Annotated in this window: 19 protein-coding genes; 9 read left to right on the forward strand and 10 right to left on the reverse strand. The window is 44.3% G+C overall.

Features of this window, described 5'->3' with window-relative positions:
- Positions 1 to 90 precede the first annotated feature (90 nt).
- A complete protein-coding gene (smpB, locus tag FQ083_RS03445; RefSeq protein WP_011512728.1) occupies positions 91 to 567 on the forward strand; it encodes an SsrA-binding protein SmpB in 477 nt (158 codons plus the stop codon).
- A gap of 103 nt (positions 568 to 670) precedes the next feature.
- On the opposite strand, the gene rarD is transcribed toward smpB, so the two are convergent.
- A complete protein-coding gene (gene rarD, locus FQ083_RS03450) occupies positions 671 to 1,681 on the reverse strand; it encodes an EamA family transporter RarD (protein ID WP_149408843.1) in 1,011 nt (336 codons plus the stop codon).
- Between the two features lie 254 nt (positions 1,682 to 1,935).
- On the opposite strand from rarD, the gene FQ083_RS03455 reads away from it, so the two are divergent.
- The 5 genes from FQ083_RS03455 to FQ083_RS03475 all read left to right on the forward strand — a co-directional run bounded on the left by FQ083_RS03455 (position 1,936) and on the right by FQ083_RS03475 (position 8,227).
- Positions 1,936 to 2,403 (forward strand): Lrp/AsnC family transcriptional regulator, encoded by a 468-nt coding sequence (locus FQ083_RS03455; protein WP_149408844.1) that lies wholly within the window; start codon positions 1,936 to 1,938, stop codon positions 2,401 to 2,403.
- 183 nt (positions 2,404 to 2,586) lie between these two features.
- The gene (locus FQ083_RS03460) at positions 2,587 to 5,034 is read left to right on the forward strand and encodes a YgiQ family radical SAM protein (protein ID WP_149408845.1); all 2,448 of its coding nucleotides are present in this window, start codon (positions 2,587 to 2,589) and stop codon (positions 5,032 to 5,034) included.
- A 327-nt stretch (positions 5,035 to 5,361) separates the two neighbouring features.
- Entirely contained in the window at positions 5,362 to 5,772 is a 411-nt protein-coding gene (locus FQ083_RS03465; RefSeq protein ID WP_011512724.1) for a hypothetical protein, read from the forward strand.
- A gap of 273 nt (positions 5,773 to 6,045) precedes the next feature.
- Positions 6,046 to 6,576 (forward strand): hypothetical protein, encoded by a 531-nt coding sequence (locus tag FQ083_RS03470; RefSeq protein WP_149408846.1) that lies wholly within the window; start codon positions 6,046 to 6,048, stop codon positions 6,574 to 6,576.
- 76 nt (positions 6,577 to 6,652) lie between these two features.
- Complete coding sequence (locus FQ083_RS03475) at positions 6,653 to 8,227, forward strand: RNA-directed DNA polymerase (protein WP_149408847.1); 1,575 nt, start codon at positions 6,653 to 6,655, stop codon at positions 8,225 to 8,227.
- A gap of 73 nt (positions 8,228 to 8,300) precedes the next feature.
- On the opposite strand, the gene ligA is transcribed toward FQ083_RS03475, so the two are convergent.
- From ligA to FQ083_RS03490, 3 genes are all read right to left on the reverse strand, one after another.
- Positions 8,301 to 10,379 carry an NAD-dependent DNA ligase LigA gene (gene ligA, locus FQ083_RS03480; protein ID WP_149408848.1) on the reverse strand — a complete coding sequence of 693 codons (2,079 nt, stop codon included), beginning with the start codon at positions 10,377 to 10,379 and terminating at the stop codon, positions 8,301 to 8,303.
- A 179-nt stretch (positions 10,380 to 10,558) separates the two neighbouring features.
- Positions 10,559 to 11,581 (reverse strand): cell division protein ZipA C-terminal FtsZ-binding domain-containing protein, encoded by a 1,023-nt coding sequence (locus FQ083_RS03485; RefSeq protein ID WP_149408849.1) that lies wholly within the window; start codon positions 11,579 to 11,581, stop codon positions 10,559 to 10,561.
- Positions 11,582 to 11,769: 188 nt separating this feature from the next.
- Positions 11,770 to 15,726, reverse strand: coding sequence for an AAA family ATPase (locus FQ083_RS03490; protein ID WP_149408850.1), 3,957 nt, complete (start codon positions 15,724 to 15,726; stop codon positions 11,770 to 11,772).
- Positions 15,727 to 15,865: 139 nt separating this feature from the next.
- Between FQ083_RS03490 and FQ083_RS03495 the strand changes: the two genes are divergently transcribed.
- Complete coding sequence (locus FQ083_RS03495; RefSeq protein WP_149408851.1) at positions 15,866 to 16,165, forward strand: DUF4298 domain-containing protein; 300 nt, start codon at positions 15,866 to 15,868, stop codon at positions 16,163 to 16,165.
- Between the two features lie 3 nt (positions 16,166 to 16,168).
- Here the strand turns inward: FQ083_RS03495 and FQ083_RS03500 are convergent, their stop codons facing one another.
- The gene (locus FQ083_RS03500) at positions 16,169 to 16,972 is read right to left on the reverse strand and encodes a sulfite exporter TauE/SafE family protein (protein WP_188004068.1); all 804 of its coding nucleotides are present in this window, start codon (positions 16,970 to 16,972) and stop codon (positions 16,169 to 16,171) included.
- Positions 16,973 to 17,193: 221 nt separating this feature from the next.
- Here FQ083_RS03500 and FQ083_RS03505 point away from each other — a divergent pair, with 221 nt between their 5' ends.
- Together FQ083_RS03505 and FQ083_RS03510 are read left to right on the forward strand one after the other, a co-directional pair.
- Positions 17,194 to 18,156 (forward strand): biotin--[acetyl-CoA-carboxylase] ligase, encoded by a 963-nt coding sequence (locus tag FQ083_RS03505; protein WP_149408853.1) that lies wholly within the window; start codon positions 17,194 to 17,196, stop codon positions 18,154 to 18,156.
- Positions 18,157 to 18,193: 37 nt separating this feature from the next.
- On the forward strand, positions 18,194 to 18,922 hold the full coding sequence (locus FQ083_RS03510) for a pantothenate kinase (RefSeq protein WP_149408854.1): 729 nt from the start codon (positions 18,194 to 18,196) through the stop codon (positions 18,920 to 18,922).
- A 231-nt stretch (positions 18,923 to 19,153) separates the two neighbouring features.
- Here the strand turns inward: FQ083_RS03510 and FQ083_RS03515 are convergent, their stop codons facing one another.
- From FQ083_RS03515 to FQ083_RS03535, 5 genes are all read right to left on the reverse strand, one after another.
- Entirely contained in the window at positions 19,154 to 20,341 is a 1,188-nt protein-coding gene (locus tag FQ083_RS03515) for an isovaleryl-CoA dehydrogenase (protein WP_149408855.1), read from the reverse strand.
- A gap of 201 nt (positions 20,342 to 20,542) precedes the next feature.
- On the reverse strand, positions 20,543 to 21,463 hold the full coding sequence (locus tag FQ083_RS03520; RefSeq protein ID WP_149408856.1) for a hydroxymethylglutaryl-CoA lyase: 921 nt from the start codon (positions 21,461 to 21,463) through the stop codon (positions 20,543 to 20,545).
- A 17-nt stretch (positions 21,464 to 21,480) separates the two neighbouring features.
- On the reverse strand, positions 21,481 to 23,592 hold the full coding sequence (locus FQ083_RS03525) for an acetyl/propionyl/methylcrotonyl-CoA carboxylase subunit alpha (protein ID WP_149408857.1): 2,112 nt from the start codon (positions 23,590 to 23,592) through the stop codon (positions 21,481 to 21,483).
- 137 nt (positions 23,593 to 23,729) lie between these two features.
- On the reverse strand, positions 23,730 to 24,536 hold the full coding sequence (locus tag FQ083_RS03530) for an enoyl-CoA hydratase/isomerase family protein (RefSeq protein WP_149408858.1): 807 nt from the start codon (positions 24,534 to 24,536) through the stop codon (positions 23,730 to 23,732).
- A gap of 61 nt (positions 24,537 to 24,597) precedes the next feature.
- Complete coding sequence (locus FQ083_RS03535; RefSeq protein ID WP_149408859.1) at positions 24,598 to 26,208, reverse strand: carboxyl transferase domain-containing protein; 1,611 nt, start codon at positions 26,206 to 26,208, stop codon at positions 24,598 to 24,600.
- Between the last annotated feature and the right edge of the window lie 12 nt (positions 26,209 to 26,220).

Consider the following 26,220-nt stretch of genomic DNA (forward strand, 5'->3'; position numbering starts at 1 on the left):
AATAACCCGCATTTAAGGGTTAGGATGAGGAATTAGTAAGACTAGAAATATAGGGACAAGATATATTTAAGCAGTCCTTATGGAGACATTATGTCAAAAAAATCAAAAAAACCGGAAAATCAAATTTGTGCCAATAAAAAGGCTCGTCATGAGTACTTTATTGAAGAGACATTTGAGGCAGGTCTGTCGTTACAAGGTTGGGAAGTTAAAGCCATTCGCGCGGGCAAAATGACCATTACGGAAGCTTATATTATTTTTCGTAATAATGAGGCATTCCTATTTGGCGCGCATATTCAGCCGCTGCTATCTAGCTCGACGCATGTCAGCCCTGATAGTATCCGTACCCGTAAGCTGCTGCTTAATCGCCGCGAAATCGAAAAGCTAATGGGTGCAGTCAACCAAAAAGGCTATGCCTGCGTGCCATTATCCTGCTATTGGAAAAACTCGCTGGTAAAATGTCAAATTGGCTTGGCACTGGGTAAAAAACAGCACGACAAACGTAAAACGCTTAAAGACCGTGATTGGGAACGTGATAAGCAGCGTGGTTTTAAGAAGGATTTAGATTAAAGCCATCTTTCAACAGATTGGTGTTAATCTTAAAAAACGGACGATTCAGCATAATGTTGAATCGTCCGTTTTTATTTATTCGATTACTCTTATTGATTAATTTTCACATAACTGGTGCAATTTCTGTCGTTTGCGATTGTTGATGGGCGCGGCGTAATTGACGTACACCATGCCCAATCAGACAAGCTATCCCGACCCAAATAAGACCATAGCTATAAATCATCGCCGATTCAAAAGGATTGCCCAAAACGGTTATTGCTAAGATAAATAGTAATGCGGGCTCCAAATAACTCATCATACCATAAACGTTCATTGGCAGCATTTGACTGGCATCAACGTTGGTTTTCATGGCCAGCACGCTCATAACGCCGAGTCCTACCAGCATCGCAATAAAGAACCCAGAGCCGCTGACTAAGCTTAAACTACTTGGGGCAATAAAAAATAAGTACGCCAAAGCAAATGGTGCGAATATCGTTAAATCAACCAATAACCCAGTGACCGCGCCAATACCTTGCAAACGGCGCAAAATATAATAAATAGGATAAGTACCGCAGACCCATAGCGTTGCCCACGAGACGCTTTGCGTACGTACAATCTCACTGCCGACTCCAACTGCTGCAAAAGCAACCGCCAACCATTGTAAGCGACTTAGTTTTTCACCGAACAATACGCATCCAAACACCACCATCATGAGTGGAAATAAAAAATAACCCATCGCGGTTTGTACGCCCTGCCCATTGACGGGTGCCCACATAAATAGCCAAAACTGACTTAAGAATATCGGTGTAGGCAATAGCAACCACGCCCATTGTTTAACAGAGCATAATGCTTTTAGTTTATCCATATGCAAACCTAAACGCCCGCTGATAAGCAAATATCCTATCAGTGCGGCCCACATCGCTAGCATCCGCCAGATAAAAACTTGTGTTCCTGATAACGGTGCTAAAAAACTGCTATAAGCATACAGTACGCCAAACAATACGTTGGATAAGACTGCTAGTGCTACACCCATTATTAAAGTGCGCTGCTGCACGCTGCCTTTCGTCCACATTGCTGGCATCGGGAAACGTGACAAAGTCGACGCTACAGTATTGGTTAGGGTTGAAGTAGACATAAAGCACCTTTATTTGCATGAGCAGCGAAAACACTATTTGATAGAGATTATTATCGTTTTCTAATATATAAAGCTTAGTTTATAGCTAGTGATTGCGAAAAAATCTCTATATTTATCTCAATATGAATATATTTATCTTATAGTCGCCTATATTACTAATAATTTATTACTTTATGATTTATAGTGATAATACTTCTATAGTAAGTAAATTGTAATCATCCTCTGTTAATGTCTTCACCTTAAAGCGAAACTCTATGAATCAGTCACTAGACAATACCGATAAAGCCATTTTAAATTTGATGCAAGATGATGCGACATTGCCCTTAAAAACCCTTGCAGAACACATCAATGTGTCTATCGCTACGGCTCAACGTCGTGTGCAAGCGCTGATAGACAATGGGGTGATCACTAAACAAGTCGCTATAGTAGACCCTCATAAGGTCGGTTATAGCTTGACGGCGGTGGTGATGGTAGAGATGGAGCGCTCCAATAACTCTATGCAGCATCGATTTGAGCGTTTGATGAATGCCCAGTCGCAAGTGATGAGCTGCTATGAAGTATCTGGCGATGCTGACTTTATGCTTATGGTGAGTGCTAAAAATATGAAGGATTATCATCAGTTCACTCGCAATTTACTCACTTACGAAAATAATGTACGTAATTTTAAGAGTCAGTTTGTGATGAACTTTACTAAGAGTGGTACGAAGATTTATTTAGATTGATAGCTGCTTTTTGCCTAATTGCTATCCATAGATTACTCTGCGCTATCAATAACTTATCGCTAATACGTTTATTACATCATGAACGTTATTCATGTTAAAATGAGCGCCTTTAAATTAGCCATCAACTACCGTTATCTATAATGGCTATTATATATATGCATTTTTTCTGATTAAGGTTATCCCATGTCTGCCGATACCATCGCCCGCACCGCCTTTAAACAAGGCACCAAACCCCTTTACGACTACGACAAACATTGGGCAAGCTGCTACGAGCCTGCGCCTTATTTGCCAATGAGCCGCAAAGAGATGGATGAGCTTGGCTGGGATGCCTGTGACGTCATCATTATCTCGGGCGATGCTTATGTCGATCACCCAAGCTTTGGTATGGCGATTATTGGGCGCTTACTAGAATCACAAGGTTTCCGCGTCGGTATCATTGCTCAGCCAGATTGGAAGAGTAAAGATGCCTTTATGGAACTTGGCAAACCTGTCTATGCTTATGGTGTGACGGCGGGCAACATGGACAGCATGATTAACCGTTATACGGCTGATCGCAAAATCCGTAGTGATGACGCCTACTCTCCTGGCAACGTCGCGGACAAACGTCCTGACCGCGCCGCCATTGTCTATAGTCAGCGTTGCCGTGAAGCCTATCCTGATGTGCCAATTATCTTAGGCGGTATCGAAGGCAGTCTACGTCGTATCGCGCATTATGATTATTGGTCAGATAAAGTACGCCGTAGTATTTTGCTTGATGCCCGTGCTGATGTCTTATTGTATGGTAATGCTGAGCGCGCCATCGTCGATGTAGTGCATGGTCTATCAAAAGGCTATAGCTTTGAGCAAATGAGCAATTTGCGCGGTACAGCGTACTTGCTCACGCCGACGCGCCGTCATTGGCAAGCAGGCATGACCGAAGTTGCTAGTAATGATGTCGATACCGTTGGTCGTGTTGATCCGATTATCAACCCGTATGTGATGACCGAAGATCTTGACCAATGCTCAATCGAACAAGATAAGCCTAGCGCCTCTCCTGTTGGACAATCAATGTCAGGAATGTCAGGGCAATATCCAGGATTTGTGTCTGAACCAGTGACCAATAAAATATTGAATACTGACCAAGTCGATGAAGAGACGCAAGTTGTACAAATGCGTGGCTTTACTAAACCGATGACAGCACGTAAGCATAAAATTAAAATGCCACCGCGTGAGAAAACCGTCATTCGTCTGCCTGATTATGAGCATGTCAAATCTGACCCTGTGCTTTATGCTCATGCTAGCCGTATCTTGCATCTTGAGACTAATCCGGGTAATGCACGCGCATTGGTACAGCGTCATAGCAGTGGCGCCGGTAACTCACATACCTCTATCGATGTGTGGCTCAATCCGCCACCGATTCCTTTATCGACGGAAGAGATGGATTACGTGTTTGACTTGCCATACGCTCGCCTGCCGCATCCAAGTTATGGCGATGCGCGTATCCCTGCTTATGACATGATTAAGTTTTCGGTCAATATCATGCGCGGCTGTTTTGGTGGTTGTACTTTTTGCTCTATCACCGAGCACGAAGGACGCATTATCCAAAACCGCTCAGAAGAATCTATCCTACGTGAAGTCGAAGCGATTCGTGATACTGCTCCGAACTTTACCGGTGTTATCTCTGATCTTGGTGGTCCAACTGCCAATATGTATCGTCTAAACTGTAAAGATGAAACTATTGAGAAAAATTGCCGTAAACCGTCTTGCGTTTATCCTGATATTTGTGAAAATCTGATTACCGATCACAGCAATTTGACACAGTTGTATCGTAAAGCGCGTGATATTAAAGGCGTGAAGAAAATCCTTATTGCCTCTGGTCTACGTTATGATTTGGCGATTAAAGATCCTGAATATGTCAAAGAATTGGTCAGCCATCATGTCGGTGGTTATCTAAAAATTGCCCCTGAGCATTCAGAAGAAAACGTTTTATCAAAAATGATGAAACCGGGCATGGGTAATTATGACAAGTTCAAAGCCATGTTTGAGCAATACAGCCAAGAAGCGGGCAAAGAGCAGTATTTGATTCCTTACTTTATCGCCGCCCATCCGGGTACCAAAGATGAAGATATGATGAATCTTGCGCTATGGCTAAAAGGCAATGGCTACCGCGCTGACCAAGTACAAGCGTTTTACCCAAGCCCAATGGCGACTGCGACCACCATGTATCATACCCATAAAGACCCACTGCATAAAATCAGCCGTGACGAAGGTGATATGGATATCGTCAAATCAGGTAAGCAGCGCAAATTGCACAAAGCGTTCTTGCGCTATCATGATCCAAAAAACTGGGTAATGCTGCGTAAAGCCCTGCAAGATATGGGGCGCGGTGATTTGATTGGTAAAAATCGCGGCTGCTTAATCCCGCCATTTAATGCCAGCTTAGAAGGTCGTGATGCGGTGCAAGACAGCTATCAATCAGCGCGTAAGAAAAACAGCCGTCTGGGCAATGACTCGGTGAAACGTAGCAATAAAACAGCTGACAGCTGGTCAAATAAAGGTACTTCGAGCAAAACTACTGGCGGCAAAAAGAATGTGAGTAAAGGCAACTTCCAAACTCAGCATACCGGTCTACCACCGCGTAAAACCAAGTAATTAAATTATCAATGATCCGTTGTCATACAGTAGATCAACAGTATCTATTGTCTAATTAGATAAGCGCCTATCAGCCACACGTTGATAGGCGCTTTTTTATTTGATCTTGAAATTGATTATGCTGCTTGCTGAAAGTAAGCAAATCAGAAATTCATTAAGCATCCTTAAATCAATCGTTACAGTAAACAGTGTTTAAGTAACCAAGTGAACACGTAACAAACAATTTCTAACATTCTATAAAGTAAGTTCTGGATACTATATGCGCTATATGCTTAACGCATAGTTAATAACAAATACACGATGACTTTTATACTTTTGGAGAATGCCATGAATACCCTAACCAAACTTGCTACTGCTCTACCTGCACTTGCCCTATTAAGCGCTTGTGCGACTACTGCTCCTACTACGCCAAATACACCTGCTTCAGAAAGCGTCACTGACGCCGCTTATGACCGTATGGCACCAGCACCTTATACCTGTACTGATGGCAGTAAAATCTTAGCAAAGCAGTCAATCAATAAGAAGCAAGTGATGCTAAACGCTACCTTACCTAAAGTAAACTGGGCAAACCAGCCAATTATCTTGAATGGCGCTGTTCAAGGCGATACAGCAAGCTATGTGAATGAGTCAAATCCAGAAGTGGTCTATGCATGGCACATGAAAGACGACAAAGGTATCTTCGCTATGAAATGGGCAAATGGTAAAGAATACCAAGTAAACTGCCAAGTAGGTAGATAGTTATTTCGGTTTAATCATTCATTAATAATGGTAAATCTATAATTGTTAAGCTTAGTATTACTATAAACAGTCATCGAAAGATGGCTGTTTTTTTGTGCTTCCTCTGTTAAACGGTTTATAGAAAACTCGTCTTCTTATCTACCTTACTAGAATAAGAAATTGCTAGAGTGAAAAGCATCCTTTTTTGCATTTCGCTAGAGAAGCACACAGAAAGCTGTCAAAATAGCGCCTCTATCAAAACATCTCATGACTTATCATAAATAGGATACCTCGATGCCAAAGCGTCTTATAACTATGCTCATCATTACGACTGCCAGTATGTGGGCGCTGTCAGGCTGCGATAATAGTGCGGAGACTACGGCTAAAAAAACGGATACGGCAGTATCGACGACGGATTCAGCGGTAGCAAATACGATAGATTGGTCAGTGATGGATAGCGGCGAAAAACCAGCCGACCTCGCTAATTATAAGTATCCTTTTGCGCTCGATAGCCAAAATGTCCGTGATTATGCAGAGTATTTCAAAGTGGATAATGCTACTGCTCAGCATAATCTGACCGTAAGTATGGCAAGTAACGAGGCACTATCTAAAGCCTTGGATCAGCTCAGTGAAAGCTATGTCTCACATGAGCTGACTGATGATAAAGATATGAAGATGATCATTCATACTACGCCCGATGTCGCTGCTAGCAGCTACGATTATGTGTTGGCTGGGGAATTTGCAAAAGGGTTGGTATTGCCTATCGTGATACAGCCAGATGGTAAGAAAAGTGATGCGAAGGCGCATGGTGAGATGGCGGATTAGAAGTTAAGTTTTATTCCACTGAGCTAATAATGATTTTACTAAAAATATTATATAGATTGCATAAACAAGGAAGTCGATGTTTAAATCATATTATCAACACCATCATTCACTTAGCCCAGACGAAGTTTATGAAGGTTTATTAGGTTATGGTATGTTTAGCGACAATTTACCATCTTTCTTACAATCTATTGAATTTTCCGCTTGGTGCAAAGTACAAAAAGAAACCACATTTCAAAAAACAGAAACTATGCCGGTTTACTATGAAAGTATCAGAAATATAAACATACCTAGACTTATTACAATTCCGAATCCTATAGCATATAGAAACCTTTGTTTCAATTTGAGGAACAACTGGAACGATATTTTATTACACTTTCAAACCTATACAGATAATCAAGATTGGAAAGTCAGTAGAATACATATAAGGAAAACTAAAGAAAATAAAAAGATCTTAGTCTTAGGAAAATATGCCACTTTGAGAGTTACAAATCACCAAGTGGATAAAGATCAACTATTTGATATGGGTTTTTCGGACTATAAGGAAGACGATGATCCATTACTGAAGTTTAAAATCAAATCAAGATTTCAGGCTCATGCAGATATATCTAACTGTTTTGGGAGCATATATACCCACTCTTTGACTTGGGCAATTGCTGGTAAAGCCAATGCAAAAGTCAAACGTAGAGGATTCTGGTTTAATGAACTAGATACACTTTTGATGAATACTAACAACGGCGAAACACACGGTATTTTGATAGGTGCGCATGCATATAATTTAGTGTCTGAAATTATATTAGTAGTAGTCGACTATCAACTAGCTGAAAAGGGCTATAAATTTATAAGACATATCGACGACTATGTTTGTTTAACGAAAAACTATGAAACTGCCGAAAACTTCTTAACGGATCTGTCTAATGAATTGCGGAAATTTGGTCTAATTCTTAATGGTAAAAAAGTTTCTATAGAAGATCTACCTGCGACAAGAAACTCAAGTTGGATTGTTGATATTTCTAACCACCCAGTAAGTTTAATAGATTATCTTAATTATAACGTTATGGTTGGTTATTTAGATTTTCTATTGAGTTTACTTAAGAAAAATGACGATGACGCTACTATATTAAACTATGGCATAAAGGTTATAACTGGAAAACTAGCTTCTGCTAATGCAGTTGAATATCTTATTGATACAGTTCATCATTTAGTTATGATTTACCCATACCTTGTAGGTTTACTCGAGAACCAGTTATTCGAAAGGTATGAAGTAGATGTTTTTACAATCAAAAATGTATCTACAAACCTTCTGAACTATGGTACCGAGCGCAATAGTTATGAGCTTGTAGCATACTCAATATACTTCTCATTGAAATACGACTTTGAATTCGATATACGCTCATCTCTACTAGAAAAAATTGGTAATCTAGATGACTGCTTAACATTGCTGCTTGCATATTTATACGACAAAAGGAAATACGGAACCCGTAGCAAGGTAGTTAAACAGCATAAAGTAGTAGCTGAACATCTATATAATAATAATGAAGATGATTACTGGCTATACTATTACGAGGTTTTGCCAGCTAATAAACTGCAAAAGTACTGGAGTAAGATGAAAAAAGACAAAATTAGCTTCCTGAAGCCTGTTTTCAATATCTAACAAAGTATTCTTTCAAAAAGTAGAAATAACTAAGGTGGGGCACGCTATCGCTGATTCACCTTAGTTCCTAAATTTATGAGTTTTCTAGCAACGCCAAAAACTCTTCTTCACCCACAACCTTAACGCCCAGCTTCTCCGCCTTTGCCATTTTTGAGCCAGCCTTATCCCCTGCCAGTAGCGCCGTCGTTTTTGCAGAGATGCTACCTGAGACTTTGGCACCGAGCGCTTGTAGTTTGGCTTTGGCTTCATCACGCGCCATGCTATCGAGCGCGCCAGTGATGACCCACGTTTGCCCATCGAGTGGCAATCCTTCTGACGCTACCTGCTCAACCTTATCCCAATGCACGCCAGCTTCCCGTAATGCCGTGATGACTTCGATATTATGTGGTGCGCGGAAGAATTTATAAGCAAGTTCAGCGGTAATCGCACCGACGTCAGGCGTGAGGAGCAGTTTTTCGATACTGGCAGACATTAAGGCATCAAGGTCACCAAATTGCTGCGCCAAATTCTGCGCCGTCGTCTCACCAACACCGCGAATACCCAGCGCATAGATAAAGCGAGCCAGTGTCGTCTGCTTACTGGCTTCGATAGCGCTGAGGATATTTTGAACAGATTTTTCGCCCAGTTTCTCAAGCGTAATCAGCTCCTCTTGATGATTGTGTAACTGATAGATATCAGCAACGGTCTTGACCAAACCGTGCTCAAAAAAGCTAATCAGCCAATTTGCGCCTAAGCCATCGATATCCATCGCCCGACGCGAGACAAAGTGAATGAGCGCCTCGACCTGCTGCGCGGGACAAAATAGCCCACCAGTGCAACGCGCCAACGCTTCATCTTTGGGTAACACCACAGGCGAGTCGCATACTGGGCAGGTCGACGGTAGCTGTACTGGTTCAGAATTTTCTGGACGTTGATCTGTCCAAACGCGCGTGACTTTAGGTATCACATCCCCTGCACGGTGGACGCTCACCATATCGCCTGCACGCACATCCAAGCGCTGAATCTCACCAAAGTTATGCAAGGTAACATTACTGACGGTGACGCCGCCGACTTTCACGGGTTCTAATTTACCAACTGGTGTAATCGCGCCAGTGCGTCCGACTTGCCACTCGATAGTATGCAAGCGTGTCATGACAGTTTCGGCAGGGAATTTATAAGCAGTTGCCCAGCGCGGCTCACGCGATAAAAAACCAAGCTGTTGCTGCAACGCCAAGCTATTGACCTTAATCACCATGCCATCAATCTCGAACGGCAGCTCGCCACGTTTCTCTTTTACCGATTCATAATAGGCTTGAGCCTCACGTGGATTTTGCACTACTTCCACCGCACTGACGGTAAAGCCAATGGTTTTTAGCCAAGCAAGCGCTGCCGATTGGGTTTTGATATGCTCAGGTAACCCTTGATTGACTGAATAACAGTAAAATGCGAGCGGACGGCTAGCAGCAATGGCGGGATCTAGCTGACGTAAACTCCCAGCAGCAGCATTGCGTGGATTGGCAAAAGTCTTTTCTTCTTTTTCGGCTGCTAAGCGATTGAGGCGCTCAAATCCCGCCTTGGGCATGAGCACTTCACCGCGCACTTCTAACAGCGGAATATCAGTGGCATCAGCAAGCCAAAGCGGCAAGTTACGAATGGTTTTGGCATTTTGGGCAATATCCTCGCCCGTTTGACCGTCGCCGCGCGTGACCGCTTGAGTAAATTTACCGTAGACATATTTGAGTGATACCGCCAAACCATCCAGCTTTAGCTCCATCTCATACTCTGGGCTTTGCTGAGCCACGCTTAAGCGGTCATTAACGCGGCGCATAAAATCACGCAAATCATCGTATTCAAAGACGTTGCCAAGCGACAGCATCGGAATATCATGGGTTACTTGCGTAAATGCCGACAGCGGCATATCTCCGACTTGATTGATTGGGCTATCTGGCTGTACCAAATCGGGATACTGTTCTTCAAGCTCCAATAAAGAGCGACGCAACTGATCGTATTCGCTGTCTTCTAAGATGGGATTGTCGAGCACATAATAGGCATAATTGTGCTGCTTGAGGGCATCAATAAACGTGCGCATTTGAGCCACGATAGCATCTTCGTTTGCTGCAGATTTTGCAGTATTGATGTCTTTAGAGGTAAGCGGTGCGATAGGGTCAGTCATAGTCGGCGTCTTTTTTTTGCAATTCAAGATGTCGATATGATAACAAGTTTGCAAGATACTCGGATAAACTTTTAATGAAAATGACTGGTTTGAAAAAGTAAAAAGGCAAATAACATTATCGCTATTTGCCTTTTTTAGTACTGATACTATTTATCGATTTTAATCAACTTTGGTAGCGATCAACCTTCATAATCGCGGACTTGGTTGCGTAGCTGTTGCTTGTATTCAGGCGTGATTGGGTCGTTCTCTTCATCTAGCATCACAGCGTCCAAATCGCTTGCCATCATATAAGCGATGCTCATCATACTGTCGAAACTGCGCAGCGCTTGAGGATGCGGCAACGATAAGAAGACCACCACGCCGTTATAGTTATTGGTCGCCACGCTATGCGGATCAAAAGGCGCGATACCACTATCGGTGATGCCCATCATACTAAACCATAGCATACCGGTGCCGTCTTTTTGCTCATAGCGATGGAACATATTCATCGCGCCATAACGCAGACCATATTTATCGATCAATGCCAATAAATCACGACCGCGAATCAACGCTGCTGGACGGTCACGATATTGGTGCGGCAAGATGGTGATATTGATATTGTCTTTGGCATTGATAAGTGGTGCATTTTGCGTATCATCGACTGGCTCTGATAAATGCTGATCAAGTATCGGGCTATTATCATTGAAACTTGGCTCTTCTGCCGTATCAATAGATGGCATCAGGCTGTCGGTTGCCGATACCAAGCTTGAAAACGCATCAGGCTCTTGTTCGATATTCATTTGCTCAGCAGCAGAGGTAAATTCGCTATTATCGTTATGCTGCTCTGCCTGCCAGCGCGCATAATCTTCATCATTTACTTGGCTATAGCTATCGTTTACATCGCTACTGACATTATCGTATCCAGACATCAACTGTACATCGTCTTGCTGACGCGCTTGGCTCAAAGGTGCATCTTCAACGACTGCATTCAGATAACTGCGGTCAGGCGTGATACTGGTTTCGCCAGCGATCGTGTCGTCTAAATCTGGCTGATCGACGATATTGCGCTCATGACGCGGTATGATAGGAATACCGTTTTTATCATAATTGACCGCGGCAGCTTCTGCATTTTTGCGACGCTTAAAGCTACGCATGACCATAATTAGCCCGGCAAGCACAATCAATGCAGCAATGGCGATCAATATAAACTGAATAGCGGTCATGAGAAATAATCCTAATCTACGACAAAAGAGAATACATAAGAGGGAATAAATGGCAATAGTCTAGCATGGCTAATTAACATCGTCACCATATAGTCATTGTTTACCGTGAGGCTGACACACTTGCGTGACCTTCTGCCCTGACCCCTAACTATACCACTGACAATCGCTGTCAGTTATCACTATTTTTGCTATTCAGCAATATAAAGTGCTGCTTCATCGAGCGATACGCTGACCAAGGTAGAAATCCCTGCGCTTGGCATGGTAACACCTTTTAATTCATCAGCAATTTGCATGGTTAATTTATTATGGCTAATAAAGATAAACTGCAAATCGTCTGCTAATTCATGAATGAGACTGGTAAAACGAGCGACATTAGCATCATCAAGCGGCGCATCAACCTCATCAAGCACGCAAAATGGTGCAGGATGCTGCTTAAATATCGCAAAAATTAAGCTCAGCGCGGTCAGGGTTTTTTCACCGCCTGATAACACGGCTAATCGACTATTACGCTTACCTTTTGGCTGTGCCATCAAAGTCAGCCCTGCCCGCCACTGTTCTGATTTTGGCGCATTAGCAGGCATATCCTCAGTATTTAGCGTTAAGCTTGCTTGCCCGCCGCCAAAAACCTTGGCAAATAAGTTAGCAAGCTCATTATTGACCGCATCAAGTGTCTGCATAAATAGTGTCTTGGTCGTCTCGTCAATAGAGGCAATCGCTTCGGTCAACGTCTGCATACTGGCAGCAATGTCCGCTGTCTGCTGCGCCAGTGGCTCTAAACGTTCATTAACCTCAGCCAATTCTGCCACCGCGGCGAGATTAACTGCGCCAATTTTGCTTAATTGCTGCTCAAGCTTATTACGCTCAGATTCTAATTCTGCGATTTTGTCTGGACGCACACGGCGATCATGAGCGATAAAGTCTGCCAATAAGTTTGAGACACTCATCACTTGTTGCTGATGCTGTGGCTGCTGAGATATATCCGACTGCGCTTTATATTTATGACTCGCATTAGAGTACACATCTAGCGCTTCTTGCGTATGGCTGCTAGCATCCTCTAACCTCGCCACGCTTAGTGCCAAATCGGTCGAGTGATGGGCAAGCGCGCTTTGCTGAGTTTGCAACTTATGTTGCAGGGTATCTAGCTCGACCTGCTGCTGATTATACTCTTGTTTAAGTGCCGTTAATGCTGTCTCGCGCCCTGTTAATAATAACTGCTGCTCATCACGCGCCGTTTGCACTGTTTGCAGGGCTGCTTGCAGTTCTGGCAGCTTATTTTGCTGCTGTTCATAATTTGTCTGTAAAATTTTCTCGCTTTGCAGTGACTTATCGTGTTGCTCGGTCGCACGCCTAAGGCTACTTACGCCATGTTCTACACGTATCTCGCTCTGCTGGATACGCAGCTGCAATGCTTGCCAATCATCATCGTCTGCCTGACGGGTACGACTTAACTCACCGCGCTCAGCTTGTAATTGCTGCGTTGTCGCTCGAGCATCGGTGATTTGTGGCGTTAGCGCCGCTATTTCGCTTTGGATGTCCTGTAGCTCATTATTAAGCGTTTGTTGTTCTTGCTTAAGCTCTTGCTGCTCTTGCTCAAGGGCTATTTTATCAGCGCTTAAGCGTTGGCTGTCCGCTTGTAGACGCTCAGCATTAGCGCGTTGAGTAGTGAGCTGCTGCTGATACTTATACTGGTCACGGGTCAATTGCTCAGCTTGCGCACGGGTTTCTTCTAAGCTGACCGTTAGTGCATCATAGTTACGCTGGTTATTAGCAATAGCCTTTTGCTGATTTTGGATTTTGGCTTCAAACTCATCAAGCAGATCTTCTAACACTTGCAGACGGCTGCGCTGCTGTAAACGCTGAGTTAAAAATTGACTATTGCTATCGTTTTGACCATTTTGCGCGCCAGCAAACTTGCTTAGATTAATCGTCCCCTGACGACTAATGAGCCAGCCATCAGACGTTAGCAAAATGACGGATAGCGGCAATGCCTTTAAAATCTCAGCAAGCACTTCTAACGTTTGTTTATTATTTTTCTCAGGTTGCGCAATATATAAATAGCATTGCTGCCAAAGCGCTAAGTTCGGCGCGCTAATCAGCTCTGATAGAGGTAGTACTTTATCACTTAGAGTATCTGGCAATTCGCTAATAAATAAATGCTCTTTAATCTCATTTTGCTTAGCAGATAACCATAAGCTATGACTAGTTTCTATTAGTGACTTCTCTTTCGTACTACTATGCGCATTTTGCGCAGTCCGATAAGTAAATAAAGCTGTTAAGTCCTGCTTAAGCGCTTGCCATAAGCTGTGTGGTTTCTCAGAATCATCGCTCGCGTTATCAATGCTTGGCTGCATGGTTTGATTGCAAACCAATACATGACTATCCAACCACAACGCTAATACGCTATCGAGTAGTTGCGCATGTTGTTTGCCTTTCGCGCTTAGCTCAATCTGCTCGCGCAAGGTTGATATGGCCAGCTCTTTATAATCGCTGACTATTTCGCTTCCTAAATCGCTTCTAACATCAGCAGTTTTTGCATGAACAAGCGGTTGCGATTTTGGGATAGGTTTAGGATGCAGTATTTGATGTAGGGTATCGTACTCACTTGCCAATACGGCATGACGTTTTTCAAATTCACTTAACTCGCGCTGCTGCGTGTTCAAACGCTGCTGTAAATCATGCGCTTGCGGTTGTAGCTCTGACAGACGTTCATCAACGCTATCTTGTTGACGCTCAATTTGTTGCAGCTGTTTATTTAGCTCAGTCACTTGCGTATCTAATGTGTGCTGTAAATTGTTCGCCTCAGCTGGCTCTTGCTCGTCAGCACAATTATTTAGAGATATAGACTGTTGTAATTGCTGCCAGAGATTTTGCCAATTTTGCTGGCGGCGCTGCCACTTATCATAGTTTTGCTGCTGACGTTTTTGTGCTTGGCTATTAATCGCTTGCTGCTGTTCAAGCGAGCGCGCAGTATCTTGCAGACGTGACAGCTGATTTTGCGCGTCATGGTAGGCGCGCTGCAATGGTTGCTCGTTGCGTTTATGCACTTCACGTTTATTCGTCAATTCAATAAGCTTCGGACGCAATAATTCTAGCACCTTCTGCTGCTCAGCTTCATCAGATTTTAAGCGCTCAATTTCATCGACTGCTTGCTGACGCTGCTGCTCTAAACTGGCAAGTTGCTGCTCAATGGTGGTCAGCTGTGACTTGGCATCACTGAGCTGGTGCTCTGCTTGTTGATAGCTTAGCTGCTGTTGATAATGGCTGCTTTGGGCATCGTCTTTGAGCCACTGCTCCTGATTGATATGGGCAGCAAGCTTATCTTGTTTAGCTTTTAGAGTCTCATAGTCGGCTTGTAAGGTTGCAACCTCAGTGGCACTACACTCATGAGCGATTTTCTGCTGCTGCTGATTATGTTTGGCTTGATATAACTGTTGAGTGGCAAGCTGTTGTTTAATATCAGCAAGCGTTAACGCCAGCTCTTCATAACGCTCAGCACTGGCGGCTTGTTTAGACAAGCGTTTTTGTTGGCTGACCAGCTCGCTTTGCATATCGTGCAGACGTGCCAAATTGTCTTTAGTTTTTTCTAACTTCTTTTGCGTCTCTTCACGGCGGGCTTGATAGCGCGAAACCCCTGCCGCTTCTTCGATAAACTCACGTAGCTGCAGTGGGCTAGATTCAACAATACGCCCAATCATACCCTGCTCGATAACGGCATAACTGCGCGCGCCAAGACCCGTACCCAAGAATACATCGACCACATCACGACGACGGCAGCGCGTGCCATTGATAAAATAATCCGAGCGCCCTTCCAAATTTACCTGACGGCGAACGGACAACTCTTGATATAAATTAAACTCATGCCGAATACCGTTTTGCTCATCTTGCGTATGTTCAAAGGTTAGCTCAACACTGGCGGCACTTTTGGCGGCTTTATCTTGCGTGCCCGCAAAGATGACATCACTCATCGCCCCACCGCGTAATTGCTTGGCAGAGGTCTCACCCAGCACCCAGCGAATGGCATCAATGACGTTGGATTTGCCGCAGCCATTTGGCCCGACAATGGCGGTGATGCCATGGCGGAAGGTAAAAGTGGTAGGATTGGCAAAGGATTTAAAGCCTGCCAGCTTTAGAGATTTTAGACGCATGAATAATCAGTAAACTTAGCAAAAACAGGCGGCTATTCTACCTCAAATTGTGCTAAATTTTTAGGGTTTGTGACAGATGCTATAATAGGGCTGAAAATAATAATCATTCATATAACTATCAAAAAATAAGAGAATTAAAATGACTAACTATAATCCGCAAGAATTGCAGCAAAAATATGAGCAATGGTGCGAACTATACCGCCAGCAGCTCAAAGCGCAACAGCAGTTTTTGCAAGCTGAAGCATTGCTAAACGAGTTGAAAGATTACTATCTTAATCCACAATGGATGGCAGATCGTGAAGCGGATCTGCCCATTGAGCATTTGGGTAAAGAGCACTCTATATTTAGTGAAGATGCGCTATGGAGTATGCTCAGCGACCATGATGAGCTAGCAAGAAAGTGGATGCGTTTGGGGCTCGATGCAATTGATAAAAAGTAAAACCTAAATTACCCCAATCCCACTTAACAATAACTGTCCACCCGCAAATAACAACAATATGCCAAAGGCACGCTTAAGCGTGAGCGCAGGTAATACATGGGCAAGTTTGGCACCGACCTTTGCCATCGCAAAGCTAGCAACGGAAATACATAAAAATCCTGTGATATGAACAAAGCCTATCGTACCTTCAGGCATATTAACCACATCTTGACCAAACCATGCAAACCCTGCTGCGCCAGCCAATGCAATAGGTAAACCACAAGAGGCAGACGTACCGACCGATTGCTTCATCGGTAGCCCTGCCCAGTTTAAAAATGGTACGGTCAAGCTACCGCCGCCAATACCAAAGATAGAGGACGCCATGCCAATGCCCGTGCCCGCGCTAAACTGTACGCCAGCAGAGGGCAATGGCTTACCGAGCTGCTCTTTATTGGATAAAAAGAGCATTTTTAGCGCGACCAATAATGCGCCGATACCGATGATGGCTTGCAATACTTTACCATCAATCATGTCCGCGATACCGGCACCGACCAAACTACCGATGACCAAACCCAATGCCATCTTGCGCCATACTTCCCAACGTACCCCGCCGCGTTTATTATGGGCTGTCATTGAGCTGATTGAGGTTACAACAATCGTGGCAAGCGAGGTGCCAATTGCCAAATGGGTCACAACTTCAGGAGGAAAATTATAAGCCGCAAAAATCCAGACCAATGCTGGTACGATAATCATGCCACCGCCAACACCAAACAAACCTGCGCTGACGCCAGCAAACGCCCCTGCAATCACAAACCATACATATAACATCATCGAATCAGCCTTTTATCCTGCGTCTTTTTATTAGATTATTTTATCGTTGTATCTTTTTGGCACTTACTTATCATACGCTTAATTGCATTTGCCAAATCGTATACTGACCTTTATTCTATCTACTCTGTATTGACTATTTGTGACCATCGCTCAGTATATCAAAGATTTCCCCTGCCTCATTTATCACATTTGCTCTATTAACCACAGCGAAAAAACGTATGCTGCCACTCGACTCTTTATCTGACTGCGCCTCTAAGTCATACCTGCTTACTCATTTGCCAGAGCTTAACCATCGGCACCTATTTAGCAGCGTCTCAACCAACAGTGAGCTCATCGCAGCAGTACAGGATGGCACGCTCAATGCCCATGAAATGCATCTACTGACTGCCGAAACCCAAAGCGCAGGTCGTGGACAACATGGGCGCTCGTGGCAATCACCACGTGGCAATGTTTATCTGTCGTTATATTATCCAGTACATATGCCGATTAGCGGTTTATTGTCGTTAATAATCGGTATTGAGCTGGTAAAAATGCCTGTTATTCAAACATTAAATGCACAACTAGCTAACCAAGGTTTAACACCTATAGGGGTAAAATGGGCGAATGACTTGGGATTTTATCAGTCTCTCTCTGAAGCAGATGAAGCCGTATCAGGCACGAAAATTATTCAATTTAGCAAACTTGCTGGTATATTAATTGAGCCAGTTACCCAAGCGGGTAAATTGGTCGGCGTGGTGATGGGAGTTGGTCTTAATGTACAAGCAACTCCCAAGCTTACTGCCCAAAACTGCGAAGGTATGAGCTACCAAGCCATCAGCTTACAAGATATCGAGCAGCTGCTAGCGCCAGATAAAACAGCAAGTGCGCTGCCAAGTCTACGAGAGCTTTATCAACAAATGAGCAAAGCATTAATGGCAGCAATGACACGCTTTGAGCATTTAGGGTTAGAGAAGCCAACTGGTCAAACCTATAATTTAGACAGCTTTTTGCAGCAATTTGACTCAATGGATGCACTAGCAGGACGGTGCTTACGTATTAGCCAAGGGCACAACGGTCAAACAGAGATCCTCACTGGCTATGCTTGCGGTATTGATACACATGGATGTTTGCAATTGCGTCAAGATAACGGTAATATTTCTGCGCTTTTTACCGGACGCATCGACGTTATTGATAACGCTTAAAGCATTTACTAAATGCGCTCTATCTAAAGGGAATTTTATGCTCTGGCTTGATCTCGGCAATACTCGCCTTAAATACTGGCTGACCGATGATATCGGACAGATAGTCTCACATGATGCCAAGCAACATTTGCAAGCACCTGCCGAATTACTCATGGGTTTGACCGACCGCTTTGAGCGTTATGCCCCTGACTTTATCGGTATCTCATCGGTGCTCGGCGATGATCTCAATGTCAAAGTTTCAGAAACGCTCAGTCGCCTTAATATCCCGTTTGAATTTGTCCATGTCGATGCCAATTATCCACTTATGAAAAGCGCTTATAATGATGAGCAGCTTGGCTGTGACCGTTGGCTGCAAATGCTCGGCGCGGTGGATAGAACCAAACGTCAATGTGTGATAGGTTGTGGTACAGCAGTGACGATTGATTTGATTGACCATGCTGAGCATTTGGGCGGTTACATTTTCCCGAGTATTTACCTGCAACGCGAGTCGCTATTTTCTGGTACCAAGCAAATTACCATTTCTAACGGTACTTTTGATAATGTTAGCCAAGGTCTCACCACGCAAGATGCGGTACATCGCGGGATACTACTATCTATCGTCGGTGCTATTAACGAGATTAGCACACGTCATCCCAACTTTGAAGTGATCATGACTGGCGGTGATGCAGCTATTATCGCCCAACACGTCAATCGCCCTGTACGCCTACGCGATGATTTATTATTAAATGGTCTTGCGCGTTATTTTGATCATAGTAAACAGGCATGATGACTGAAAAATTTTTATAAGCTAGAAATTAAAAAAGCAGGACGCTTAAAACGTCCTGCTTTTTTATGTCTATTTGATCTGAGACCAATATAGAGTGCTAAAGGGATGAGCTGTTCGCAGACTCTGTCACGCCTGCGAACAGCACGCAAGAAAAATTTAGCCCATTAGCACGAGGATATTAATGTATCGATTTTATTTTGAACTTAATATCTAATGAACACTCAGTAATTTTTACTTAGTCTCGTTAAACAATTCACGACCAACCAGCATACGGCGAATCTCACTGGTACCCGCGCCAATCTCATAAAGCTTGGCATCGCGCCAGTAACGACCGAGTGGATACTCGTTGGTATAGCCATTACCACCAAAGATTTGAATGCCCTCACCTGCCATCCAAGTGGCTTTTTCAGCACACCACAAAATCACACTGGCGCAGTCTTTACGCACTTCACGGCTATGACCGGCACCGCGTTGATCTAGCATATCGAGATTTTTACCAACGGTATATAAGAAGCTGCGCCCTGCTTGCAAGATGGTATACATATCAGCAACTTTACCTTGGATTAACTGAAACTCACCAATCGCTTGCCCAAACTGCTTACGGTCATGGATATAAGGGACGACATTGTCCATCACCGCTTGCATAATACCGATAGGACCTGCGGCCAATACCGCACGCTCATAATCCAGCCCGCTCATCAATACCTTAACGCCTTCGTTTAGACCGCCCAAAATATTTTCGCTTGGTACTTCTACATTTTTAAAAGTCATCTCACCAGTATGACTACCACGCATGCCAAGCTTATCAAGCTTTTGAGCGGTGCCAAAGCCTTCCATGCCTTTTTCAACGATAAAAGCCGTCATGCCTTTAGCACCCAGCTCAGGATTGGTCTTAGCATAAACCACCATCACGTCAGCATCAGGACCATTGGTAATCCACATTTTGCTACCATTCAACACGTAACTGCCATCTTTTTCTTCGGCTTTTAGCTTCATACTAACGACATCTGACCCCGCACCAGTTTCACTCATTGCCAATGCACCGATGAATTCGCCACTGATGAGCTTAGGCAGATATTTTTGCTTTTGTTCCTCTGAACCATTACGTTTGAGCTGATTGATACACAGATTGGAATGTGCACCATAGCTCAGTGCTACAGAGGCAGAGGCACGGCTAATCTCTTCCATCGCGACCATATGTGCGACGTAGCCCATGTTGGAGCCGCCGTACTCTTCAGGAACAGTGATGCCATGTAGGCCAATATCACCCATCTTTTGCCACAAATCCATTGGGAACTCATCGCTACTGTCAATCTCGGCAGCACGTGGGGCTATTTCATTAGCCGCAAACTGTTGTACCATATCACGTAAGGCATCGATATCTTCGCCAAGCTGAAAATTCAATCCAGGTAAACTCATAACCATTCCTTGTATTTTGATGTTTAATTTTTTACTAGCGCTGTGTCAATTTAAAAATAGATGATATAGCTGGGACAAATTTTCCTCGCTTGCTGTGCAACTTCGTCACTCCAGAGGTTTCAAAAAATTTGTCCCAGCCATAAACCTATCTATCTATCTATTCATTTAGCTTATGACTAACTATATTCTTAATGAAATTCGTTAAGACTGACGTTTGTTAATTAAAGCACGTGCCACGTTTGAGCCATTAGGACGACCTAAAAACTCACTGATACGCTCACCTGCCACGACCAATTTATCCAAATCAATACCAGTACTGATACCCATGCCCTGCAACATATACACCACATCTTCAGTCGCGACATTGCCCGTTGCGCCTTTGGCATAAGGACAACCACCAAGTCCAGCGACGGAGGTATCAAATTCACTGACACCCATTTGTAGGGCAGCCAAGGTATTACCTAACGCTTGACCATAAGTATCATGAAAATGCCCTGACAACATGCTGATATCAGCATATTCTAATGCAGCTTGTAGCGCCCACTGTACTTTAAGCGGCGTACCAACGCCGATGGTATCAGCAATGCCAATCTGCTCAGCACCAATCTCAACCAAACGCTTGGTAACGTAAGCTACTTGGCTAGGGTTAATTTCGCCTTCATAAGGGCAACCTACCGTACAAGAGATGACGCCTCGTACTTTGATACCTTGCGCTTTAGCCGCAGCGGCCACGGGCGCGAAACGCTCAATACTCTTATCGATACTACAGTTAATATTCTTTTGGCTAAAGGTTTCGCTTGCTGAGCCAAAGATAACAATCTCATCAGGACGATGCACGATAGCATTGTCAAAACCGCGCATATTGGGTACCAACACCGAATAGCTCACATCACTGTGACGTGTCGCTGCAAGTGCCTCTAACAGCGAGCTATTGTCGCCCATTTGCGGTACCCATTTGGGCGATACAAAGCTAGTAGCCTCAAGCTTTTTAACCCCTGCGGCAATCAAGTCATTGATAAGCCTTTGCTTAACCGCAGTCGGTACGGTCATCGACTCGTTTTGCAAGCCATCACGTGGGCTAACATCGACGATGGTGACGTGTTTTGGGTACGAGATACTCATACAGATTGTCCTTTTTACTAATTCTCTTGGCTATCAATACGCAGCAGCTCATCACCATCAGCAACCAAGTCACCCGCGCCAAATAACAATTCTGCCACCACGCCATCTGTCGGTGCAGTAATGGTATGTTCAATTTTCATCGCTTCAATGACAGCCAATGGCTCGCCCTTTTTCACGCTATCACCGACGGCGACTTTAAAGGCCACGACCTGTCCTGGCATTGGTGATTTCAAACTGCCAACAGCGGCATTCTCTTCGCCGACATGCGCCATGATATCGACAAGGGTGATTTCATCACGCCCGTTATCAGTAAAGACATAAACGGTCTCATGGTTTGTCCAGCTTTGGGCGTTGATACGAGCACCATCTAACCATAGAGTATGATTGTGTGCGTCAATACTGCTATAGCTGACTTGACCTTCATATACAGTTTCTATCTGGGCAGCTACATTAGCGTTGCTATTATCCTGAGTGTTAGCAACTTCTTTCCCAATAACTAGCGTAAATCTACTAAGGTTATCACTGCCTTTTTTGTTATCTAAGCAATCTGCATTGTGCCAGTTACTAATACGAGCGTTATAAGATTGCTCATTATAAACTAAGCTAAACGAGCGCGTATAATCGCTAAAGGCACGGAAACCCGTAGGCTTGCTAAACGGATCTGACCCTTGCGTTGTCGCTTCACTGGCAAGCTGCTGCGCAATAGCCGTAACCACGAGCGTCGATAACTCAAGCGGATGCTGATCAAACAGCTGCTCACGCTCACGCTCAATCAGCGCCGTATCGAGATTGGCTTGGCTAAATGACTCGGTATTTATGATGTAGCGCAAAAATGCCACGTTATTTGGCAGACCGACGATGCGTGTTTGCGCGAGTGCACGATCAAGCTTCGCTAACGCTTGCTCGCGAGTAGGTGCATGCACAATAAGCTTAGCAATCATAGAGTCATAAAACGGGCTAATGACATCGCCTTCGCGTACACCGTCATCGATACGCACATCCGTGTTGTTCTTATTAATGACGAAAGTACTATGCTCAGGCTTTTGATAAGTAAATAAGGTGCCTGTTGCTGGCAAAAAACCATTGTCAGGATTTTCAGCACAAATACGTGCTTCAATCGCATGACCGTTGATAGCCAGCTCTTCCTGTTTTTTCGGCAATGGCAAACCTGCCGCGACCAATAGCTGCCATTCTACTAAATCGACGCCAGAGATAGCTTCACTGACCGGATGTTCAACCTGCAGACGGGTATTCATCTCCATAAAATAAAAGTTCATTGAACCTTCACGCTGCTCAACGATGAACTCAACCGTACCTGCACCAAAATAATTGACCGCACGTGCAGCTTCAATTGCCGCTGTTCCCATTGCTTCACGCATCGCCGCATCGACACCCGGTGCCGGCGCTTCTTCTAATACCTTTTGATGGCGACGTTGTACCGAGCAATCACGCTCAAACAGATGAACATAGTTGCCATGCGTATCACCGAATACTTGGATTTCGATATGGCGAGGTTTCAATGCGTATTTTTCGACCAATACTTGATCGTTACCGAAACTGGTAATCGCTTCACGGCGACAAGATTCTAATAAATCAATAAAGCCACTGGACTGCTCAACGATACGCATACCTTTACCACCACCACCAGCACTGGCTTTAATCAGTACAGGATAGCCAATGCTATCGGCTTGCTGCTGCAAAAATTGCGCATCTTGATTTTCACCATGATAGCCGGGTATTAGTGGCACGCCAGCCGCTTCCATCAAACGTTTGGACTCAGATTTTCCGCCCATGGCACGGATAGCGTCAGCTGATGGCCCGATAAAGACCAAACCTGCATCTTGGCAGGCTTGGGCAAAATCCGCGTTTTCACTTAAAAACCCGTAACCCGGGTGAATCGCTTGTGCGCCAGTCTCTTTGGCAATGGCAATGATAGCATCGCCTTTTAGGTAGCTGTCTTTGGGAGCCGAACCACCCAAATAGACAGCTTCATCGCAGACAGACACGTGCTTAGCCTCACGGTCAGCATCAGAATAAACAGCGACGGTACTTATACCCAGACGCTTGGCAGTCGCAGCAACACGGCAGGCAATTTCACCACGGTTGGCGATCAAAATTTTAGAAAACATAACTATCCCTGTATCTTGTCGTTTTATCGTTGATAAATAATCAAACGGTAGGATGATATTCACGTATGACTGTTTACGCTAAACTGGTTTTATTATTCATTGGCAATTTAGAAAAAATATTTTTTATTGATACATGACTATTTTGCTACTAGCCAATCAGGTTGGCGCTTTTGTAAAAATGCTTGCACCCCTTCCTTACCTTGCTCTGATGATCGGATATCAGCGATGCCCTTGACCGTATCGGCGATTAGCTCATCGGTAATCGGTGCGCCCGCGACTTCATGCAATAAGCGCTTGCAGGTTTTCACAGCCTCAGGGCTGTTTTTGACTACTTTGGCACAAAATTCTGCAACTGCATCATCAAGCGACTCTTCACTGACGCGCTCATGGATAAAGCCAAGCTGACGGGCTTTTTTGCTATCAAATACTTCCGCACTGAGAAAATAACGCTGTGAGGCTCTGGCACCTAATGCACGTATCACATAAGGGCTAATGGTTGCTGGTGCTAAGCCCAGACGTACTTCGCTAAGACAGAAATTGGCAATTCTCACCGCGATTGCTACATCACAGACAGCAACCAAACCCATGCCGCCTGCATAAACATCCCCTTGTACCGCCGCTATCGTTGGTTTTGGGCATTTATAAATAGTCTTAAGCATTTGTGCCAATTTATCCGCATCCGCTAGGTTTTCCTCATAGCTATAATCCGCCATGGCGCGCATCCAATTCAAATCGGCACCCGCACAGAACGCTTTACCGGCCGCTGCTAAAACGATAACGCGTACTTGCTCATCCTCGCCAAGCGTCTTGAAAGCATGGGTCAACTCAGCAATCATTTCATCATTAAAGGCGTTACGTATCTCAGGGCGATTCAAGGTTACTGTTGCAACGTGCTGCTCAACGTTAACCAATAGACTTTTATAATGATTCAAATTTTGTTGCATATCTTTCTCTATATTTTATGTATTGATGAGCACTAAATGACTGTCAATATACCGTTCATTGCTACATTCTAAAGACACCAAAGTTTGTCTCTTCAATCGGTGCGTTATGAGCCGCGCTAAGCGCTAATGCCAACACATTACGGGTATCAGCAGGGTCAATCACGCCATCATCCCATAAACGAGCGGTAGCATAATAAGGATGACCTTGCTCTTCGTACATCTCACGAATCGGCGCTTTAAATGCTGCTTCGTCTTCATCACTCCACGCCTCGCCTTTACGGTCAAAGTTATCACGCTTAACCGTTGCCAATACCGACGCCGCTTGCTCACCGCCCATCACAGAAATGCGCGCATTTGGCCACATCCATAAGAAGCGCGGGCTATAAGCACGTCCACACATACCGTAGTTACCAGCACCGAATGAGCCACCAACAATAACGGTGAATTTTGGTACTTTGGCATTCGCTACCGCCATCACCATCTTGGCACCATGACGGGCAATACCTTCGTTCTCGTATTTACGACCAACCATAAAGCCAGTAATATTCTGAAGGAATATTAATGGGATTTTGCGCTTACAGCACAGCTCAATAAAGTGCGTACCTTTTTGTGCAGATTCACTAAATAAGATGCCATTATTGGCAATAATACCCACTGGCATACCTTCGATATGAGCAAAACCACATACTAATGTCGTGCCAAAGCGCGCTTTAAATTCATCAAAGGCACTGTCATCGACGATACGAGTGATAATTTCTCTAATATCAAATGGCTTACGCTTATCAGTTGGAATGACGCCATATAGCTCTTTGGCATCATAGCGCGGTGGACGTGGTTTTATTTGATTTGGAATCTGTTTAGCAGAACGGTTTAAGTGGCTAACGATATTACGCGCGATTGATAACGCATGGGTATCGTTTTGCGCCAAATGATCGACCACCCCCGACAAACGCGTATGTACATCGCCGCCGCCCAAATCTTCTGCTGTGACTTCTTCACCTGTTGCGGCTTTCACCAGTGGCGGACCACCTAAAAAGATAGTTCCTTGTTCTTTAACAATAATAGACTCGTCACTCATCGCTGGTACATAAGCTCCACCAGCCGTACAGCTGCCCATGACCACCGCAATCTGTGGAATGCCAGCGGCACTCATATTCGCCTGATTAAAAAATATACGTCCGAAGTGCTCTTTATCAGGGAATACTTCATCTTGATTGGGCAAGTTCGCACCGCCAGAATCAACTAAGTAGACACAAGGCAAATTGTTTTCTTGGGCAATTTCTTGGGCACGTAGATGTTTTTTGACCGTCATTGGATAATAAGTACCACCCTTTACCGTGGCATCATTACAGACAATCATACACTCGATGCCATTGATACGACCGATACCAGCAATCACGCCCGCCGCTGGAATATCTTCGCCATACATATCGTGCGCTGCCATCGGAGCTACTTCTAAAAATGGCGTACCAACATCAAGCAAACGCTCGACACGCTCACGAGGTAATAGCTTACCACGTGCTAAATGCTTGGCGCGCGCACGCTCTGATCCACCTTGGGCGACTCTACGCAGATGCTGATATAAGTCATCGACGACCTCTTGCATGGCAGCACTGTTCTGCTGAAATTCAGCGGCATTTGGACTCAGTTTACTGGTTATGATAGCGCTCATGATATCCCTTTT

The sequence above is a fragment of the Psychrobacter sp. ANT_H59 genome (genome assembly GCF_008369225.1).
In the GTDB taxonomy this organism is placed as follows: Bacteria; Pseudomonadota; Gammaproteobacteria; order Pseudomonadales; family Moraxellaceae; genus Psychrobacter; species Psychrobacter cryohalolentis.

What these genes read in the sequence shown, in the direction of transcription:
- smpB (WP_011512728.1), top strand. Translation starts at nt 91, where the DNA reads ATGTCAAAAAAATCAAAAAAACCGGAAAATCAAATTTGTGCCAATAAA.
- rarD (WP_149408843.1), bottom strand. Translation starts at nt 1,681, where the DNA reads ATGTCTACTTCAACCCTAACCAATACTGTAGCGTCGACTTTGTCACGT.
- FQ083_RS03455 (WP_149408844.1), top strand. Translation starts at nt 1,936, where the DNA reads ATGAATCAGTCACTAGACAATACCGATAAAGCCATTTTAAATTTGATG.
- FQ083_RS03460 (WP_149408845.1), top strand. Translation starts at nt 2,587, where the DNA reads ATGTCTGCCGATACCATCGCCCGCACCGCCTTTAAACAAGGCACCAAA.
- FQ083_RS03465 (WP_011512724.1), top strand. Translation starts at nt 5,362, where the DNA reads ATGAATACCCTAACCAAACTTGCTACTGCTCTACCTGCACTTGCCCTA.
- FQ083_RS03470 (WP_149408846.1), top strand. Translation starts at nt 6,046, where the DNA reads ATGCCAAAGCGTCTTATAACTATGCTCATCATTACGACTGCCAGTATG.
- FQ083_RS03475 (WP_149408847.1), top strand. Translation starts at nt 6,653, where the DNA reads ATGTTTAAATCATATTATCAACACCATCATTCACTTAGCCCAGACGAA.
- ligA (WP_149408848.1), bottom strand. Translation starts at nt 10,379, where the DNA reads ATGACTGACCCTATCGCACCGCTTACCTCTAAAGACATCAATACTGCA.
- FQ083_RS03485 (WP_149408849.1), bottom strand. Translation starts at nt 11,581, where the DNA reads ATGACCGCTATTCAGTTTATATTGATCGCCATTGCTGCATTGATTGTG.
- FQ083_RS03490 (WP_149408850.1), bottom strand. Translation starts at nt 15,726, where the DNA reads ATGCGTCTAAAATCTCTAAAGCTGGCAGGCTTTAAATCCTTTGCCAAT.
- FQ083_RS03495 (WP_149408851.1), top strand. Translation starts at nt 15,866, where the DNA reads ATGACTAACTATAATCCGCAAGAATTGCAGCAAAAATATGAGCAATGG.
- FQ083_RS03500 (WP_188004068.1), bottom strand. Translation starts at nt 16,972, where the DNA reads ATGTTATATGTATGGTTTGTGATTGCAGGGGCGTTTGCTGGCGTCAGC.
- FQ083_RS03505 (WP_149408853.1), top strand. Translation starts at nt 17,194, where the DNA reads ATGCTGCCACTCGACTCTTTATCTGACTGCGCCTCTAAGTCATACCTG.
- FQ083_RS03510 (WP_149408854.1), top strand. Translation starts at nt 18,194, where the DNA reads ATGCTCTGGCTTGATCTCGGCAATACTCGCCTTAAATACTGGCTGACC.
- FQ083_RS03515 (WP_149408855.1), bottom strand. Translation starts at nt 20,341, where the DNA reads ATGAGTTTACCTGGATTGAATTTTCAGCTTGGCGAAGATATCGATGCC.
- FQ083_RS03520 (WP_149408856.1), bottom strand. Translation starts at nt 21,463, where the DNA reads ATGAGTATCTCGTACCCAAAACACGTCACCATCGTCGATGTTAGCCCA.
- FQ083_RS03525 (WP_149408857.1), bottom strand. Translation starts at nt 23,592, where the DNA reads ATGTTTTCTAAAATTTTGATCGCCAACCGTGGTGAAATTGCCTGCCGT.
- FQ083_RS03530 (WP_149408858.1), bottom strand. Translation starts at nt 24,536, where the DNA reads ATGCAACAAAATTTGAATCATTATAAAAGTCTATTGGTTAACGTTGAG.
- FQ083_RS03535 (WP_149408859.1), bottom strand. Translation starts at nt 26,208, where the DNA reads ATGAGCGCTATCATAACCAGTAAACTGAGTCCAAATGCCGCTGAATTT.